Below are 14,624 nucleotides of genomic sequence, written 5' to 3' on the forward strand. Positions count from 1 at the left end.
TCAGAACGATGAATGCTTGTAAGAACGGTATTCTGGCTTCCAAAATTCAGTATCAAGACGATTTTGCAGTGTCTCTTGCGATATTTCCGGCGCCACACCTTCCTGCTGCGCCACACGGGCGACTTCGGCGGCAATCACTTTCGACACGTGCTGAATATCGGCAATAGCCGGTAACAGCGAACCTTTACCGGTGGTTGCCAGCGGAGATAAGCTCGCCAGCGCCTGACTGGCGGCCAGTAACATTCCATCAGTAACGCGACGCGCTTTGGCGGCCAGGATCCCTAAACCTAAACCGGGAAAGATATACGCATTGTTACATTGCGGGATCGGGTAGGTGCGGTCCTGATAATGCACAGGGGCAAACGGGCTGCCGGTGGCCATCAGCGCGGCGCCTTCTGTCCACGCAATCACATCCTGCGGGCGGGCTTCAGCGCGCGATGTCGGATTCGACAGCGGCATGATGATCGGATGGTGACAATTGTGGTGCATTTCACGGATGATTTCTTCTGTGAATAGCCCCGGTTGCCCGGAAACGCCAATCAGTATTGTCGGTTTGGAGTTGTGCACAACATCCTGTAAAGAGATATTTTGTGCATCGACTTTCCAGTGGGCAATGTTGGCTTTGCGCGTGACCAGCTTGCGCTGGAAACCGAGCACGTTCGGCATGTCATCCGTCAGCAGGCCAAAGCGATCCACCATAAAGACCTGGCTGCGCGCTTCATCTTCCGTAGCGCCTTCGGCAATCATCTGCGCAACAATTTTTTCTGCGATACCGCAGCCGGCAGAACCCGCGCCAAGGAAAGTGACGCGCTGGTCGCGCAGTTGCGTTCCGGCGGCATGGCTGGCGGCAATCAGGCAGCCCAGCGTGACAGCGGCGGTGCCCTGAATATCATCATTGAAGCAGCAAAGCTCTTCGCGATAACGCTCCAGCAAGGGCATCGCGTTGGTTTGCGCGAAATCCTCGAACTGAAGTAATACGTCCGGCCAGCGTGTTTTTACCGCCTGAATGAACATATCCATGAATTCATTGTATTCACCGTCAGTAATGCGCGGGTGGCGCCAGCCCATATACAGCGGATCATCGAGGCGCTGCGCATTATTGGTGCCGACGTCGAGCATGATCGGCAACGTATTGGCCGGGTTGATCCCGCCGCAGGAGGTATATAACGACAGTTTACCGATAGGAATACCCATCCCGCCGATGCCCTGATCGCCCAGCCCCAGAATGCGTTCGCCGTCGGTGACGACGATCACCCGGATGTCATTCTTGGAGAAGTTTTGCAGCATTTCATCAATGTGGTCGCGGTCTGGGTAGGAGATAAACAACCCTCTCGCCCGGCGGTAGATATCAGAGAAATGCTCGCAGGCTTCGCCAACGGTCGGGGTGTAAATGATCGGTAGCATTTCTTCCAGATGAGAATTCACCAGGTTATAGAAGAGTGTTTCGTTGGTGTCCTGGATATTGCGCAGATAGACGTGTTTGGAGATATCACGTTTGAATTCAGAGAATTGAGTGTATGCACGGTCGGTCTGTTCGCTGATGGTTTCAACCTGATTTGGCAGCAATCCATTCAGATTAAGCGCGAGACGTTCTTCGCGGCTGAAGGCCGACCCTTTGTTCAGCAGCGGATTTTCGAGTAACAGCGAACCGGTGTAATGCGTGTAGAGTGGGCGTTTTTTTAACATCATTAAGCCTTAGAGTTTGTACTCAGTGATTTCCCCGGGCGTTATTTCTTCGCCTCAGGATCCCTCGCAGTAAAATCCTATAAACAATCGAATTGGAGTGAATGGGAAATAAAGACAATGGCGCACAGCAGCCGGAAATAGTATTTATTATTGTCTTTTTTTTATATCACGCGAGTGAGGAGGGTTCTGGTTACACAAATTACAAAAGCATTTAAATACTTACTTAGTGATGAAAGACGTCAGTGTGTTGTTGGATATTTCAGAATAATTCAACGTAAGTAATAAAATGACTCTGAACTTAAGTTAAATAATTGATATTAATGTAACGCATTGAATTTTATGCAATTTATAATTAAGTAATTATTGTTATTCTTATCCGATAAACAGATGTGAGCACTATCACAATTACCTCTAAGTGAAAATAATATAAAGGCTAGCGGTTTTATTTTTCTTCCTTCAATTAACAATAAAAAAGATAAAGGTCTGATTATGCCAACTTTACTCTTATCCTCTTTATTTCCTTTGGTTTTTGTTATGGTTTTAGGCTGGCTGAGCGGGAAGCTCGGTTATATGAAACGGGACGATGCAACGGTATTAGCCACCGTGGTGATTCGTTTTGCTTTGCCATTACATCTTTTTATCGGCGCATTACATACCGATCCTTCCAAAATACAGAATTTATCCTTTATGGCTGTGCTGGTGATTGGCCTGATGGGATCTTATCTTCTGACATTGTGCATCTCGCGGTTTCTGTTCCGGCACGACATAAAAACCAGCGCCATTCAGTCGCTGGTTTGTGCGTTTCCGGATATGGCGTATTTCGGCGCGCCGGTTCTGGCCGTGCTTATCGGGCCGGAAGGTTTTCTCGGCGTGCTGGTCGGCAACCTGATCACCAGCGTACTGATGATCCCGCTGACGATCGTTCTGATCCGCATGGGGGATAAAGACAGTGAACTGACCGGGCAGGGTAGTTTGGGCAAAATGATTCTGACCAATCTATTTAAAGCGGTGCGAAACCCGATTGTGTGGATCCCGGTTCTCGGGGTCATCATGAGTCTGGCGGGGATCAAAATCCCGGAACTGCTGTCATCTTCGGTTGAAATGATGGGGAAAACGGCAGGGGGGATTTCATTATTTGCGCTGGGGCTGTTGTTCTTCGGCGAACGTCCGACGCTAAATATCCATACGTTTACCAACATCGGGATGAAGAACTTAATTCAGCCCGCCATCATGGCCGCCGCCGGGATAGCATTTGGGCTGAGCCATACGCTGATGCAGCAGGTGGTGATTATCGGTGCCACGCCGTCGGCGATTGCCGCCGGAATGTTTGCGGTGCGCAGCGATACCTACGTGGAATCCGCGTCGTCTTCCATTCTCATCGGCACTGCACTCGGAATTGTGACCGAAGGGATCGTGATTTTTATGATGTCTTAGCGCGGGAAATGCAGTGACCTGAGCTGATAAAAAAGGCCCGCCATTTTCGGCGAGCCTTTTATTTTACTGCAATGCGATTACTTCACGCATTTAGCACATTGGTTTTGCTGAATCTGCTGGAAGAAGTCGTTGCCTTTGTCATCCACCAGGATGAACGCCGGGAAGTTTTCTACTTCAATTTTCCAGATGGCTTCCATCCCTAATTCAGGATATTCAACGCATTCCAGGCTCTTGATGCTTTGCTGAGCCAGAACCGCTGCCGGGCCGCCGATGCTGCCCAGATAGAAGCCGCCATGTTTGTGACACGCATCCGTAACTTGCTGACTGCGGTTGCCTTTTGCCAGCATGATCATGCTGCCGCCGTTTGATTGCAGAAGATCTACGTAGGAATCCATACGGCCTGCGGTGGTCGGGCCGAGGGAACCGGACGCATAACCTTCTGGCGTTTTCGCCGGGCCTGCATAGTAAATCGGGTGATCTTTAACGTACTGTGGCAAACCTTCTCCGTTATCCAGACGCTCTTTCAGTTTGGCGTGCGCAATGTCACGGCCCACGATAATCGTACCGCTCAGGGAAAGGCGGGTTGATACCGGATATTCAGATAGCTGCGCGAGGATTTCTTTCATCGGACGGTTCAGGTCAACTTTAACGGCTTCGCCTTCGCCTGCATGACGCAATGATTCAGGGATATATTTGCCCGGATTGCTTTCCAGTTTCTCAATCCAGATACCGTCTTTGTTGATTTTCGCGCGGATGTTACGGTCAGCGGAGCAGGAAACGCCCATGCCTACCGGGCAGGAAGCGCCGTGGCGTGGCAGACGGACGACGCGGATGTCGTGAGCAAAGTATTTGCCACCGAACTGTGCGCCGAGGCCCAGATTGTTCGCTTCAACCAGCAATTCCTGTTCGAGCTGTACGTCGCGGAACGCCTGACCGTGTTCGTTGCCTTCAGTTGGCAGGCCATCGTAGTAATGTGTTGACGCCAGTTTCACTGTTTTCAGCGTGGCTTCGGCAGAAGTACCGCCGATAACAAACGCGATATGGTACGGAGGGCAGGCCGCTGTACCCAGCGTGCGCATTTTCTCAACCAGATAACCTTTCAGTTTCGCCGGGGTGATCAGCGCTTTGGTTTCCTGATAAAGATAGGTTTTGTTCGCTGAACCCCCGCCCTTGGCGATGCACAGGAATTTGTACTCGTCGCCATCGACGCTGTAGAGATCGATTTGCGCTGGCAGGTTGGTGCCGGTGTTCACTTCTTTGTACATATCCAGCGCAGCATTCTGGGAATAGCGCAGGTTATCTTCAATGAACGTGTTGTACACGCCCTGGGAAAGGCTGGCTTCGTCATTGCCACCAGTCCAGACGCGCTGGCCTTTTTTGCCCATGATGATCGCGGTGCCGGTGTCCTGGCAGGTTGGCAGAATGCCTTTAGCGGCGATCTCTGAGTTTCTCAGGAACTGCAATGCCACGTATTTGTCGTTTTCGCTGGCTTCCGGATCATCCAGGATGGCGGCAACTTGTTGCTGATGTGCAGGACGCAGCATGAAAGAAGCATCGTGAAATGCGTGCTGAGCCAGCAGGGTAAGCGCTTCGGGCGCGACTTTTAAAACATCTTCACCGTCAAACTGGCTGACAGAAACGTGCTCTTTGGTCAGCAGATAGTATTCGGTTTCGTCTTTGGAAACGGGGAAGGGATTCTGATAGTAGAAAGGTTTATTCGACATTGTTTTCTCACTTAATCCGTTATGGCCGCCACGGGTACAACGATTTTCAGGAAGAGTACGGGAAAATCACGGCGACGTTTCTATTCGTTCCGTATGTTGCCAGCCAAATACACAGGCTGGCAACGTGGTTTAACTGTTTTATTTCAGTAAATGCTCTGTTAATGCTTTGTGGGTGATTTTATGCGCACCCTCAGAACATCATCACCATCCACGGGTAGCCGATAACCAGTAATGCGACCAGGAAGATTGCACCGAAGATGGTGCCCAGACGCCAGTAATCTTTGGTTGGCAGATAACCACTCCCGTAGTAAATCGGACTCGGGCCAGTGCCGTACGGTGTGATGATCCCCATAACACCCAGAGACGTCACCATCAGCAGACAGAACACCTGCATATTGATGCCCGGAATGGCAGCACCAATAGTCAGCATAGCCGGTAAAAGTGCGGTGGTGTGTGCGGTGGTGCTGGCAAAAAGATAGTGCAAGAGGTAGAACGCCAGCAGCAGGGCGATAGTCGCCGCGCCCGGAGAAATTCCGCCCATCAACGCTGCGCCCTCTTTACCCAGCCAGGCAATGAAACCAGTACGGGACAGGCCGTCGGCCAGTGCAACCAGCGTGGCGAACCAGGCAAAGGTGTTCCAGGCCGGTTTGTTGCTGGTGATATCGTTCCAGTTCAGCACGCCGGTCCACAACATCAGAACCACGACCAGCAGGGCAGCCATTGCCGGCTCAATGAAGCTGGCGGCAAAAATCCACATCGCCAGCGCACAGCATACGAAGACCAGCAGCAGAATTTCGTGGCGGGACATTCTGCCCAGTTTAGCCAGTTCAGAAGTCGCCCATTTTGGCACTTCGTCATTCACTTTGACTTCCGGCGGGTAGAACCAGTAGGCCAGCAGCGGCATAGTCAGCAGCAACAGCAAGCCGACTGGCAGGAACGCCATGAACCAGGTGCCCCAGGAAATGTTGATCCCGGTGACGCTGTTCACGATGCCCAGCGCCAGCAGGTTAGGTGCCAGTGCAGACAGGAACATCGAACTGGTGATACATGCCGCAGTGATCGCAACCCACATCAGATAAGAACCGATTTTACGCGCACTCGGGTCGTTAGGTTTTGAGCCGTACAGCGGGGGCAGGTTGGCAATGATCGGGTAGATCGTGCCGCCGCTGCGTGCGGTATTGGACGGTGTGAACGGCGCCAGCAGCAGGTCTGCGAAAGTGATGGCATAACCGAGCGTCAGGCTGCGGCGACCGAGATATTTCACCAGGATCAGCGCCAGACGGCGGCCAAACTGGGTCTTATCGTAGCCCGCGGCAAACATGAATGCCCCGAAGATTAACCAGACCGTGGAGTTACCAAAACCGCTGACTGCCCATTTAAAGGACTGTGCAGCCATTTTAAATTTCGGATCCGCCAGCTCTGCCGGGCTGAACAACAACCACTGGCTGAAGAGGGCGATAACCACGACGCCGGTCAGGCCGATAACGGCACCTGGCAACGGCTCGAAGATCAGGCCTACGATGACACCGACAAAAATGGCGAAGAAGTGCCATGCGTAGGGTTCAAGGCCATCAGGAGTAGGAACCAGCAGCAACAGAACCGCCACCAGCACGGGAAGTAACATAAAGATCCAGCGATTTTTCTTGCCGGATTCGGCTTTTTTCGCTGGCTCTTTCACCGCAGTTTTTGTTATTTCGCTCATAATATTTATCTTAGGTAGTTAGGAATATTGTGATGATGCTTAGGTAAAATGTCTTATGTGTTTTTTTAGTTATTTTGCTTTTTTTAGTTATTTAACGTTGCCCGTTTCTTATTGAAAACCTGCCCCGTTATTATTATTTGTGTTTGGTAGATGTCATTCCCCTTAAGAGGGAGGAAATGTTTATATAATGCGTTTTCCCTATTTATTACTGTTGATCTTGATCAATAAAATACGGTGGCAGTTTAATTTTTAGAATGAATAAATGCCCTGAAGAGACGCTATTAAATCAAACTGCCGGGAAGGGGGTGATGGGAGTATTTTTGCGGATGTAACCCTTGCATAAACAGAGGTATTCATAAATGAGAGTCATTCACATCTATGAGCCTGAAACTAGGGATGCCTCTGGCCTTGCGGGCAGGCGAAATCTCTGATTTCTTGCGGGAAAGCCGGCCCCGGATGTAATAGTTATCTGATTATATAAATACAAATAAGATCGTATTTTACACGAATGTGATTATTTATTTTTAGCGTTAACATATTTTTAATATAACAGGCATTAAGTTAATAGATAAATAGTTAATAAACTAATGTAAGAGGTTTTGAAACTAAAAATAAAACTATATTAAAAGCATCAGACCGGCATCGAAAAAAAACACAAATAATAATCACATATTTCGTCAAATAGCGGCCGGTAAAGAATTCAGAAAATTAATACTTAAAATTTGGAGTTATCATTATGAGCACCAACCAACCGCTATTGAGTCCGTTCACTCTGCCAAATGGTACCGTACTGAAAAACCGTTTCCTGATGGCACCCATGACCACCTGCACCGGTTTTTATGATGGTACCGTCACCAGCGAACTGGTGGAGTATTACCGTGCCCGCGCTGGCAGTATCGGCACCGTTATCGTGGAATGTTGTTTTGTTGATGATAAAGGCCTCGCATTTCCGGGCGCTATTGGTATCGACAATGACAGCAAAATTGCCGGGCTGGCGAAAATTGCCGAAGCAGTGAAATCTCAGGGTTCCAAAGCGCTGTTGCAGATTTATCACGGCGGCCGCATGAGCGAACCCAAACTGATTGGCGGACAGCAGCCGGTTGCGCCAAGCGCGCTGGCCGCTCCGCGTGACGGTGCAGCAACCCCGGCCGCGTTAACCGCCGAAGAAGTCGATGGCATGATTGCCAAATTTGGTGAAGCGACCCGCCGCGCGATTGAGGCCGGTTTCGACGGCGTGGAAATTCACGGCGCGAATACTTACCTTATCCAGCAGTTTTTCTCCCCGAACTCCAACCAGCGTAACGACAAATGGGGCGGCAGCCGCGAAAACCGCGCGCGCTTCCCGCTGGCGGTGCTGGATATCACCCATGAAATAGCGCAGAAATACGCCGATTCCTCTTTCATTATTGGCTACCGTTTCTCGCCGGAAGAACTCGAAGAACCGGGCATTCGCTTCACTGATACGATGTACCTGCTCGAACAGCTGGCGGCGCGTGGCCTGGATTATCTTCATTTCTCCCTCGGTTATTCGCTGCGTCCTTCCATCGTCGATACCACAGACCCGACGCCGCTTATCGACAAATATGTCGCGATGCGTTCTGAGGTGCTGGCGGCCATCCCGGTGATGGGCGTGGGCGGTATTGTGAATAAAGCCGACGCGGAGCTGGCGCTGGAACATGGCTACGACATGATTGCCATCGGTAAAGCCTGCATTGCTTATCCGGACTGGACCGACCGTATTGCGAATGATCAGAAACTCGAGCTGTTTATCGATAGCACACAGCGCGAAGCCCTGACCATTCCTGAACCGCTGTGGCGCTTCTCGCTGGTTGACGCGATGATCCGCGACATGAGCATGACGTCGAAAAAATTCAAAGCCGGTATTTTCCAGGAAAAAGTGCAAGACAATGCGCGTGAACTGGCGATTAACGTCAGTCTTGAAACCGACCGCATCTCTGACATCGTGCTGGAGGCCGGTGCGGATCTGGATGTGGAATTCACCACCAGCTTCGACATCATCCGTACACGTATTCTGGATGCAAACAGCCCGCATGTTGACGCCGTTACGGGGGCAACAGAACAGAGTGAAGCAGTGAAGAAAGCGGTATCCAAAGCCATAGCGAAATCCTGCAAAGCGCAATTGCTGGAAGAGGGCGGCAACCTCTCCGAACCGCAAAACTACGACGTGGTGGTGGTTGGCAGCGGCGGTGCCGGTCTGGCGGCAGCGATTCAGGCCTGTGATGAAGGCGCAAAAGTGCTGATCGTTGAGAAAATGTCTACCATCGGCGGCAACACCATCAAAGCCTCCGTGGGTATGAACGCCGCGGAAACCCGTTTCCAAAAACTTAAAGGCATTGAAGACAGCAAAGAGCTGTTCTATCAGGAAACCCTGAAAGGCGGACAGTTTAAAAACAACACCGTACTGCTGAAAGAATTCATCGAGCGCGCCCCGCAGGCCGTCGAATGGCTGGCTACACACAACATTGAACTCAGCGATATCACCATTACCGGCGGGATGAGCATCGACCGTACACACCGTCCGGCAGACCGAAGCGCAGTCGGCGGCTTCCTGATAAGCGGCCTGGTGAAAAACCTCAACAAACGCAATATCGACGTGATGCTGGATACGTCTGTGACCGAAATCCGTTACACCAACGGCGCGGTGCAGGGCGTAGAACTGCTCAACGATGAAAACGAAGTGCTGACGGTAAACGCCAGAAGCGTGATTGTTGCGACAGGTGGTTTCAGCGCCAACCGCGATATGGTCGTGAAATATCGTCCCGAGTTGGACGGTTTCGTGACCACTAACCACAAAGGCGCGACCGGTGGCGGTATTGCCATTCTGGAAAAAATCGGTGCAGGTACCGTTGATATGGGTGAAATTCAGATTCACCCCACCGTGGAACAGACAACGTCTTATCTGATTTCCGAAGCCATCCGTGGCGGCGGCGCGATTCTGGTCAGTCAGGCGGGACATCGCTTCTTCAATGAGATGGAAACACGCGACAAAGTTTCTGCAAAAATCATCGGTCTGCCAGAGAAATTTGCCTACGTGGTCTTCGACGAGCAGGTGCGTTTAAACAACAAAGCCGCGGATGAGTATATTGCGCGCGGTTTCGTTATCAGCGGAGCAACGCCACGTGAACTGGCCGCTAAGCTGGAAATGGGGTCAGACGCGTTCCTCGCTACGCTGGAAACTTACAACGTTGCGGTGGATAAACAAGACGATGCTGAATTTGGTCGTAAAACGGCGATGCGTCATCCGATCAATCAGGGGCCGTTTTACGCAATCCGTATCGCGCCGGGGGTTCACCACACCATGGGCGGCGTAACCATTAATACCGATACCTGCGTGCTGGATGCTCAGAAACAGGTGCTCAGCGGTGCATTTGCAGCCGGTGAAGTGGTCGGCGGGATCCACGGGGGCAACCGTATCGGCGGGAATGCCGTTGCAGATATCATTATCTTCGGTATTCTTGCTGGACAGAACGCAGCGAAATACGCGATGCAATAAAAAACCGTTTTCCTTCCGGTTGTACGGAGTCTGGCAACGCTAAGCCAGCGCCTGTAACCCGTAAGGTTAAGGTTTCAGTTCAACGTAAAGCCTGTCCCGCATCGCTGTGGGGCGGGCTTTTCACATTTCTTCTTTAAGGTCTTAAGGCCTGCTTTTGGGTAAATCTGATGACACCAGACGAACGTGTTTATGCTTACTCCGCCGTTTTAATGGGTTCGCCCATTCTTCTCAAGCTGTTTGAACATAATGAAACTCTGGCCTCCAACGTTTTCCGGCTCATCAAACTTCAGGAAAACAAACTGACGGTTAACCGCCAGCAATCTGAAGTGATGTCGGTTAACCATGCGGCTGGCAATCACGCCGTTGCCGTCAGCAAACCGGTGTTTGACCTGATCAGCCGGGCGAAAGCCGTGAGCGTACAGGAAAACAGCAGTTTTAATTTCACCATCGGCCCGCTGGTGAAGCGCTGGAAAATCGGTTTTAGCGGCAACACCGTGCCTGCTGCCACTGACTTACAGGCGCTGCTGAAGATAACGGATCCGCATGACGTGATCCTCGACGAAGGAACGCAGTCCGTTTTTCTGCATAAAACGGGGATGGAAATTGATCTTGGCGCGATTGCCAAAGGCTATATTGCTGACGTGGTTCGGGATTTTTTGCTTGAACAGCAGGTGACTCAGGCGCTCATCAATCTGGGTGGCAATGTGCAAACACTGGGCGCAGGGGCTGAAGGCGCCTGGGCGATTGGCCTGAAAAAGCCATTTTCTGATCCGGAGTCGCTGATTGGCGTGATAAACGTGACGAACAAATCGGTGGTGACATCGGGCATTTATGAACGGTATTTCGAGCTAGACGGCCAGCGTTACCATCATATTCTCGACCCGAAAACCGGTTATCCGCTGGATAATGAGCTTCTCAGCGTGACAATTATTTCCGATGATTCGATTGACGGTGATATCTACACCACGCTGCTTTACGGCATGGGCGTGAAAAAAAGCCTCAGGTACTTGCAAAATGTCCCGCACATTGAGGCTGTTTTTGTCACAAAAGACCAGCAGATTATCTGCTCGTCGCAGCGGCAGTTTACGTTCACGCCGCTGGACACGGAGTATCACATTACTGGCAGTATTGCTTAAGCAGCGAGTAATGATCGGCCTGTAAGCGATAGCGGTAAACTGGCCTGCCTGTCACGCCATAGTGAATGCTGGTGAAGAGGATGTTCATCTGTGCCAGCCATATCAGGTATTTACGACAAGACACCCGGGAAATATTCACTGAACTGGCGAGTTCGTCGGTGGAGAATTCTATCGTCGGATGCTCGTCAATCCACTGGCACAGCGTGCGCAGCGTTTGTGGCGTGAGGCCTTTCGGCAGCTTTTTGGATTCTACCGCCGCCGGGTTATTGCCATGAATTAACCGGTCAACGTCCGACTGCTCGTAATATTGCTGGTTATCCATCAGCGTTTTTTTCTGCTGCCAGCCCGTCAGTGCTTCCTCGAAACGGGAAAACTGGAACGGCTTGATCAGATAATCCACAACGCCGTAATTCAGCGATTTTTTGATGGTTTCAGCATCGGCGGCAGATGAAATCACGATCACGTCGATAGGGCGGCGGGCATCGCGCAGCTCAGGTAGTAAATCCAGGCCGTTGTCCTGCTGCATGTACACATCGAGTAAAATCAGGTCGATAGACAGTTCTGAATTCAAAACCAGATCTTTCGCCTGTTGTAACGTCGACGCCGTACCGCAGCACGCGAAGCCTTCAATCTGGCCCACGTAGCAGCGGTTCAATTCGGCTACCATGGCATCATCATCAACTATCAGCACATTGATCAAGAACTTGTCCTCTCACCATCCCAGGGAAGTTGTACAAAAAATTGGGTATACACATCGGGTTCGGATTCCACGTTAATGGTTCCGCCGAGGCTTTCAACTTGCTGTTTTGCAAGGAACAACCCCATACCCCGTTGATCACCCTTGGATGAAACACCTTTCTCAAATATCGCCTCGACGTTCGCCGGTGTAATCCCCGGTCCGTCGTCACTGACAACGCAGGCCAGCGAGCCATTCTGATAATGTAACAGCACGCTGACTTCGCCGTCCGGCTGGTCACCAAGCGCATCCAGCGCATTTTCGATCAGATTTCCCAGCACGGTGATCAGCGCCGCGACCTGATTTTCATTGTTGTTATCAGGCAACAGACTGTCGTCGCTGAGCGTCAGCAAATGCCGGGTATCCGAGGCACGGTTAATTTTACTCAGCAGGAATCCGGCGATGACCGGAGACTTGATTTTCAGCAGCAGTGATCCGATTTCAGCCTGATAATTATTGGCCGTTTTGAGAATGTAATCTTCCAGTTGCGCGTAACTTTTCATGTGCAGCAAACCCAGTATCACATGGAGTTTATTCATAAACTCATGCGAGCGTTCCCGCAGCGCATCGGCATAGTTTACCATGCCACTCAGGCGCTGCATCAACTGGCTGACTTCCGTCTTGTCCCTGAAGGTACAAATTGCGCCAATAATGCCGCCGTTATTGCGCACCGGCACGGTATTGCTCAGCAGCAAACGACCTTTGTAGTTAATCTCTTCGTCACGGCGCGGAACGCCGGTATTGAGCACGTCGCGCAGGTTGGCGATAAGCGGCAGGGAATCCGCATTCGGCTCCACGTCCGTGGCGGTTTCCTGAAATATCTGGCGGGCGGTCTGGTTGATGAGCGTCACATGTGCGTCCTGGTCAACGGCTATCACACCTTCTTTGATGGATTGCAGCATCGCCTGGCGCTGTTCGAACAGCGTCGAAATCTCATAAGGCTCCAGCCCGAACAGAATGCGTTTCAGCATTTTGACCAGGAACCAGGTGCCCAGTGCGCCAACCATCATGCCAAACAGCACGGTCCAGAGAATACTCCAGCGGCTTTTATTAATTTGCTCGGTGACTTTTACCAGCGAAATTCCGATGGCGACAACGCCGATTTGCTTGTGATGATCGTCATACACCGGCGTAAAGACGCGCAACGCTTTATCCAGCGTCCCTTTATTTATAGAGACATTTTCGTTGCCGAGCAGCGCGGGATTGATGTCATCCCCGATAAAATGATGACTGATCACATCTGTATTCGGGTGTGAGAAACGGATGCCGTCCATATTTGTGACAACGACAAACAGCAGGTCGTTACGCTTTTGTACGGCGCTGGCAATCGGCTGGATTATCCCGCTGTCCGGAGAAAGTGAAAGGGCGTGTTTCACTTCGGGGGAATCCGCCAGCGTTCTCGCCACAGCCAGCGCTTTATCTTTGACGCCATCACGCGTGGTATCGCTGACCTGGACAAAATAGAGCAGATGAACAACCAGCAGCACGGAAGCAATCACTGCACTGATCATCAGAATCACGGAAGTGCTGAGTTTCATGGGGTGCTTGCGCACTGATTGACGTTGCTGCGAGTCGCTCATGGGAGCCCCAAAGAGAAAAGAGCAGAATGCTCATGAATGATAATTAATAGTTCGCCTTAAACGTCCTGCGCCGATGTACTGACCCTGGCATGAACGATGAACTAACCCTGTTCAGCCATAATGATAAGTCTATTCGCTTGATCTTACCGCTATTTAATACTTTCTAAAGTGCGTTTTGCGGCGTGTCTTCCAATGCTGCAAAGAAAAAAGGCCTGAATCTCTTCAGGCCTTACAGACACGAACGTAAACGTCTTATTGGAAGTAGATATCGCCGTTTTCGGCTTTAGTGATCTTACCGTCAGTGTCGGTGATCAGCGCGTAGCTGCCGCCGATATATGTCCAGTGGGTGCCTGCATCCGGCGCAGGAAGATGACGTTCCTGCCAGCCGATGATTTCATAGGGCTTGGTGCGGTACAACGCCGGAACCTGATCGCCAATCGAGTAAAGTTTGGAATCATCGTAGAACGATTTGATTTCATGAGAGTTTGACGCAGCGAACGCTGTATTGGCCAGTGGCAACAAGGAAGAAACAACCAGAGCCGATAACATAAAAATTTTAGAATGACGCATAGATTATCCCGTTTAAAACCATCAACGTAATGCCTGCCTCGGTGATATGCCGCCAATCCATTGTGTGAGCAGTAAAGCCGAAACCTGTGCTTTTTTGTAGGACAGAATAATAACGAGAAAATCACCAAAGGACGGGGCGTTTTATTGTGTCTAAATGCAAATGAAGCGGGGTGCGGGTGCTTTTTTTTGGCTTCATTCTGAGTACGGTTTCTCAAAAACGCGGAAAATTCTTATTTTTGAGCCTGTACAGCCCGTTACGCAGCGGGTTTCAGCGGGAGAGCTATGATTGAGTTATCTGTACCTCGCTACAGATAACCACTGCATTTAATCCTTGTGTCCGAATGTGTGCTTGCCCGTGCTAATGCGGGCTTTTTTTATTTGCCAGATCGGCATAATATCCCGCCCCGCAAATCAATTTCTTTCCAAAAGCATGATAAAACGCGCTACGTTGGAGCTTCTTGATTCATGCATCTGCAATATCCACAATAAGATTGTTCTGGTTATGTTATCTTGAATGCATTCTTTTTTCTCATGCCGAGTTC

Annotated in this window: 9 protein-coding genes; 3 read left to right on the forward strand and 6 right to left on the reverse strand. The window is 50.7% G+C overall.

Annotated features, from left to right (window positions below):
* Entirely contained in the window at positions 1–1,686 is a 1,686-nt protein-coding gene (locus GW579_RS16695) for an NAD-dependent malic enzyme (RefSeq protein ID WP_371819785.1), read from the reverse strand.
* Between the two features lie 489 nt (positions 1,687–2,175).
* Here GW579_RS16695 and GW579_RS16700 point away from each other — a divergent pair, with 489 nt between their 5' ends.
* On the forward strand, positions 2,176–3,120 hold the full coding sequence (locus tag GW579_RS16700) for an AEC family transporter (protein WP_152323874.1): 945 nt from the start codon (positions 2,176–2,178) through the stop codon (positions 3,118–3,120).
* Positions 3,121–3,197: 77 nt separating this feature from the next.
* On the opposite strand, the gene fumA is transcribed toward GW579_RS16700, so the two are convergent.
* Positions 3,198–4,844: a class I fumarate hydratase FumA gene (fumA, locus tag GW579_RS16705; protein ID WP_152323875.1), complete on the reverse strand. Its 1,647-nt coding sequence runs from the start codon at positions 4,842–4,844 to the stop codon at positions 3,198–3,200.
* Between the two features lie 190 nt (positions 4,845–5,034).
* Positions 5,035–6,546 (reverse strand): anion permease, encoded by a 1,512-nt coding sequence (locus GW579_RS16710; protein WP_165060344.1) that lies wholly within the window; start codon positions 6,544–6,546, stop codon positions 5,035–5,037.
* Positions 6,547–7,282: 736 nt separating this feature from the next.
* On the opposite strand from GW579_RS16710, the gene GW579_RS16715 reads away from it, so the two are divergent.
* Both GW579_RS16715 and GW579_RS16720 read left to right on the forward strand, forming a co-directional pair.
* Complete coding sequence (locus GW579_RS16715) at positions 7,283–10,060, forward strand: flavocytochrome c (RefSeq protein ID WP_165060346.1); 2,778 nt, start codon at positions 7,283–7,285, stop codon at positions 10,058–10,060.
* 167 nt (positions 10,061–10,227) lie between these two features.
* On the forward strand, positions 10,228–11,196 hold the full coding sequence (locus GW579_RS16720; protein ID WP_165060349.1) for an FAD:protein FMN transferase: 969 nt from the start codon (positions 10,228–10,230) through the stop codon (positions 11,194–11,196).
* Here the strand turns inward: GW579_RS16720 and dcuR are convergent.
* The 3 genes from dcuR to GW579_RS16735 form a co-directional block, all read right to left on the reverse strand.
* A complete protein-coding gene (gene dcuR / locus GW579_RS16725) occupies positions 11,177–11,896 on the reverse strand; it encodes a two-component system response regulator DcuR (RefSeq protein ID WP_165060351.1) in 720 nt (239 codons plus the stop codon). The two genes, GW579_RS16720 and dcuR, sit on opposite strands and share 20 nt — an antisense overlap.
* Positions 11,893–13,512 (reverse strand): sensor histidine kinase, encoded by a 1,620-nt coding sequence (locus GW579_RS16730; protein WP_165060354.1) that lies wholly within the window; start codon positions 13,510–13,512, stop codon positions 11,893–11,895. The genes dcuR and GW579_RS16730 overlap by 4 nt, the downstream gene beginning before the upstream one ends.
* A 252-nt stretch (positions 13,513–13,764) precedes the next feature.
* Positions 13,765–14,082, reverse strand: a complete 318-nt coding sequence (locus tag GW579_RS16735; RefSeq protein WP_152323881.1) for an RcnB family protein — start codon at positions 14,080–14,082, stop codon at positions 13,765–13,767.
* Positions 14,083–14,624 lie beyond the last annotated feature (542 nt).

Source organism: Rahnella contaminans (genome assembly GCF_011065485.1).
Taxonomy (GTDB): Bacteria; Pseudomonadota; Gammaproteobacteria; order Enterobacterales; family Enterobacteriaceae; genus Rahnella; species Rahnella contaminans.

What these genes read in the sequence shown, in the direction of transcription:
- GW579_RS16695 (WP_371819785.1), bottom strand. Translation starts at nt 1,686, where the DNA reads ATGTTAAAAAAACGCCCACTCTACACGCATTACACCGGTTCGCTGTTA.
- GW579_RS16700 (WP_152323874.1), top strand. Translation starts at nt 2,176, where the DNA reads ATGCCAACTTTACTCTTATCCTCTTTATTTCCTTTGGTTTTTGTTATG.
- fumA (WP_152323875.1), bottom strand. Translation starts at nt 4,844, where the DNA reads ATGTCGAATAAACCTTTCTACTATCAGAATCCCTTCCCCGTTTCCAAA.
- GW579_RS16710 (WP_165060344.1), bottom strand. Translation starts at nt 6,546, where the DNA reads ATGAGCGAAATAACAAAAACTGCGGTGAAAGAGCCAGCGAAAAAAGCC.
- GW579_RS16715 (WP_165060346.1), top strand. Translation starts at nt 7,283, where the DNA reads ATGAGCACCAACCAACCGCTATTGAGTCCGTTCACTCTGCCAAATGGT.
- GW579_RS16720 (WP_165060349.1), top strand. Translation starts at nt 10,228, where the DNA reads ATGACACCAGACGAACGTGTTTATGCTTACTCCGCCGTTTTAATGGGT.
- GW579_RS16730 (WP_165060354.1), bottom strand. Translation starts at nt 13,512, where the DNA reads ATGAGCGACTCGCAGCAACGTCAATCAGTGCGCAAGCACCCCATGAAA.
- GW579_RS16735 (WP_152323881.1), bottom strand. Translation starts at nt 14,082, where the DNA reads ATGCGTCATTCTAAAATTTTTATGTTATCGGCTCTGGTTGTTTCTTCC.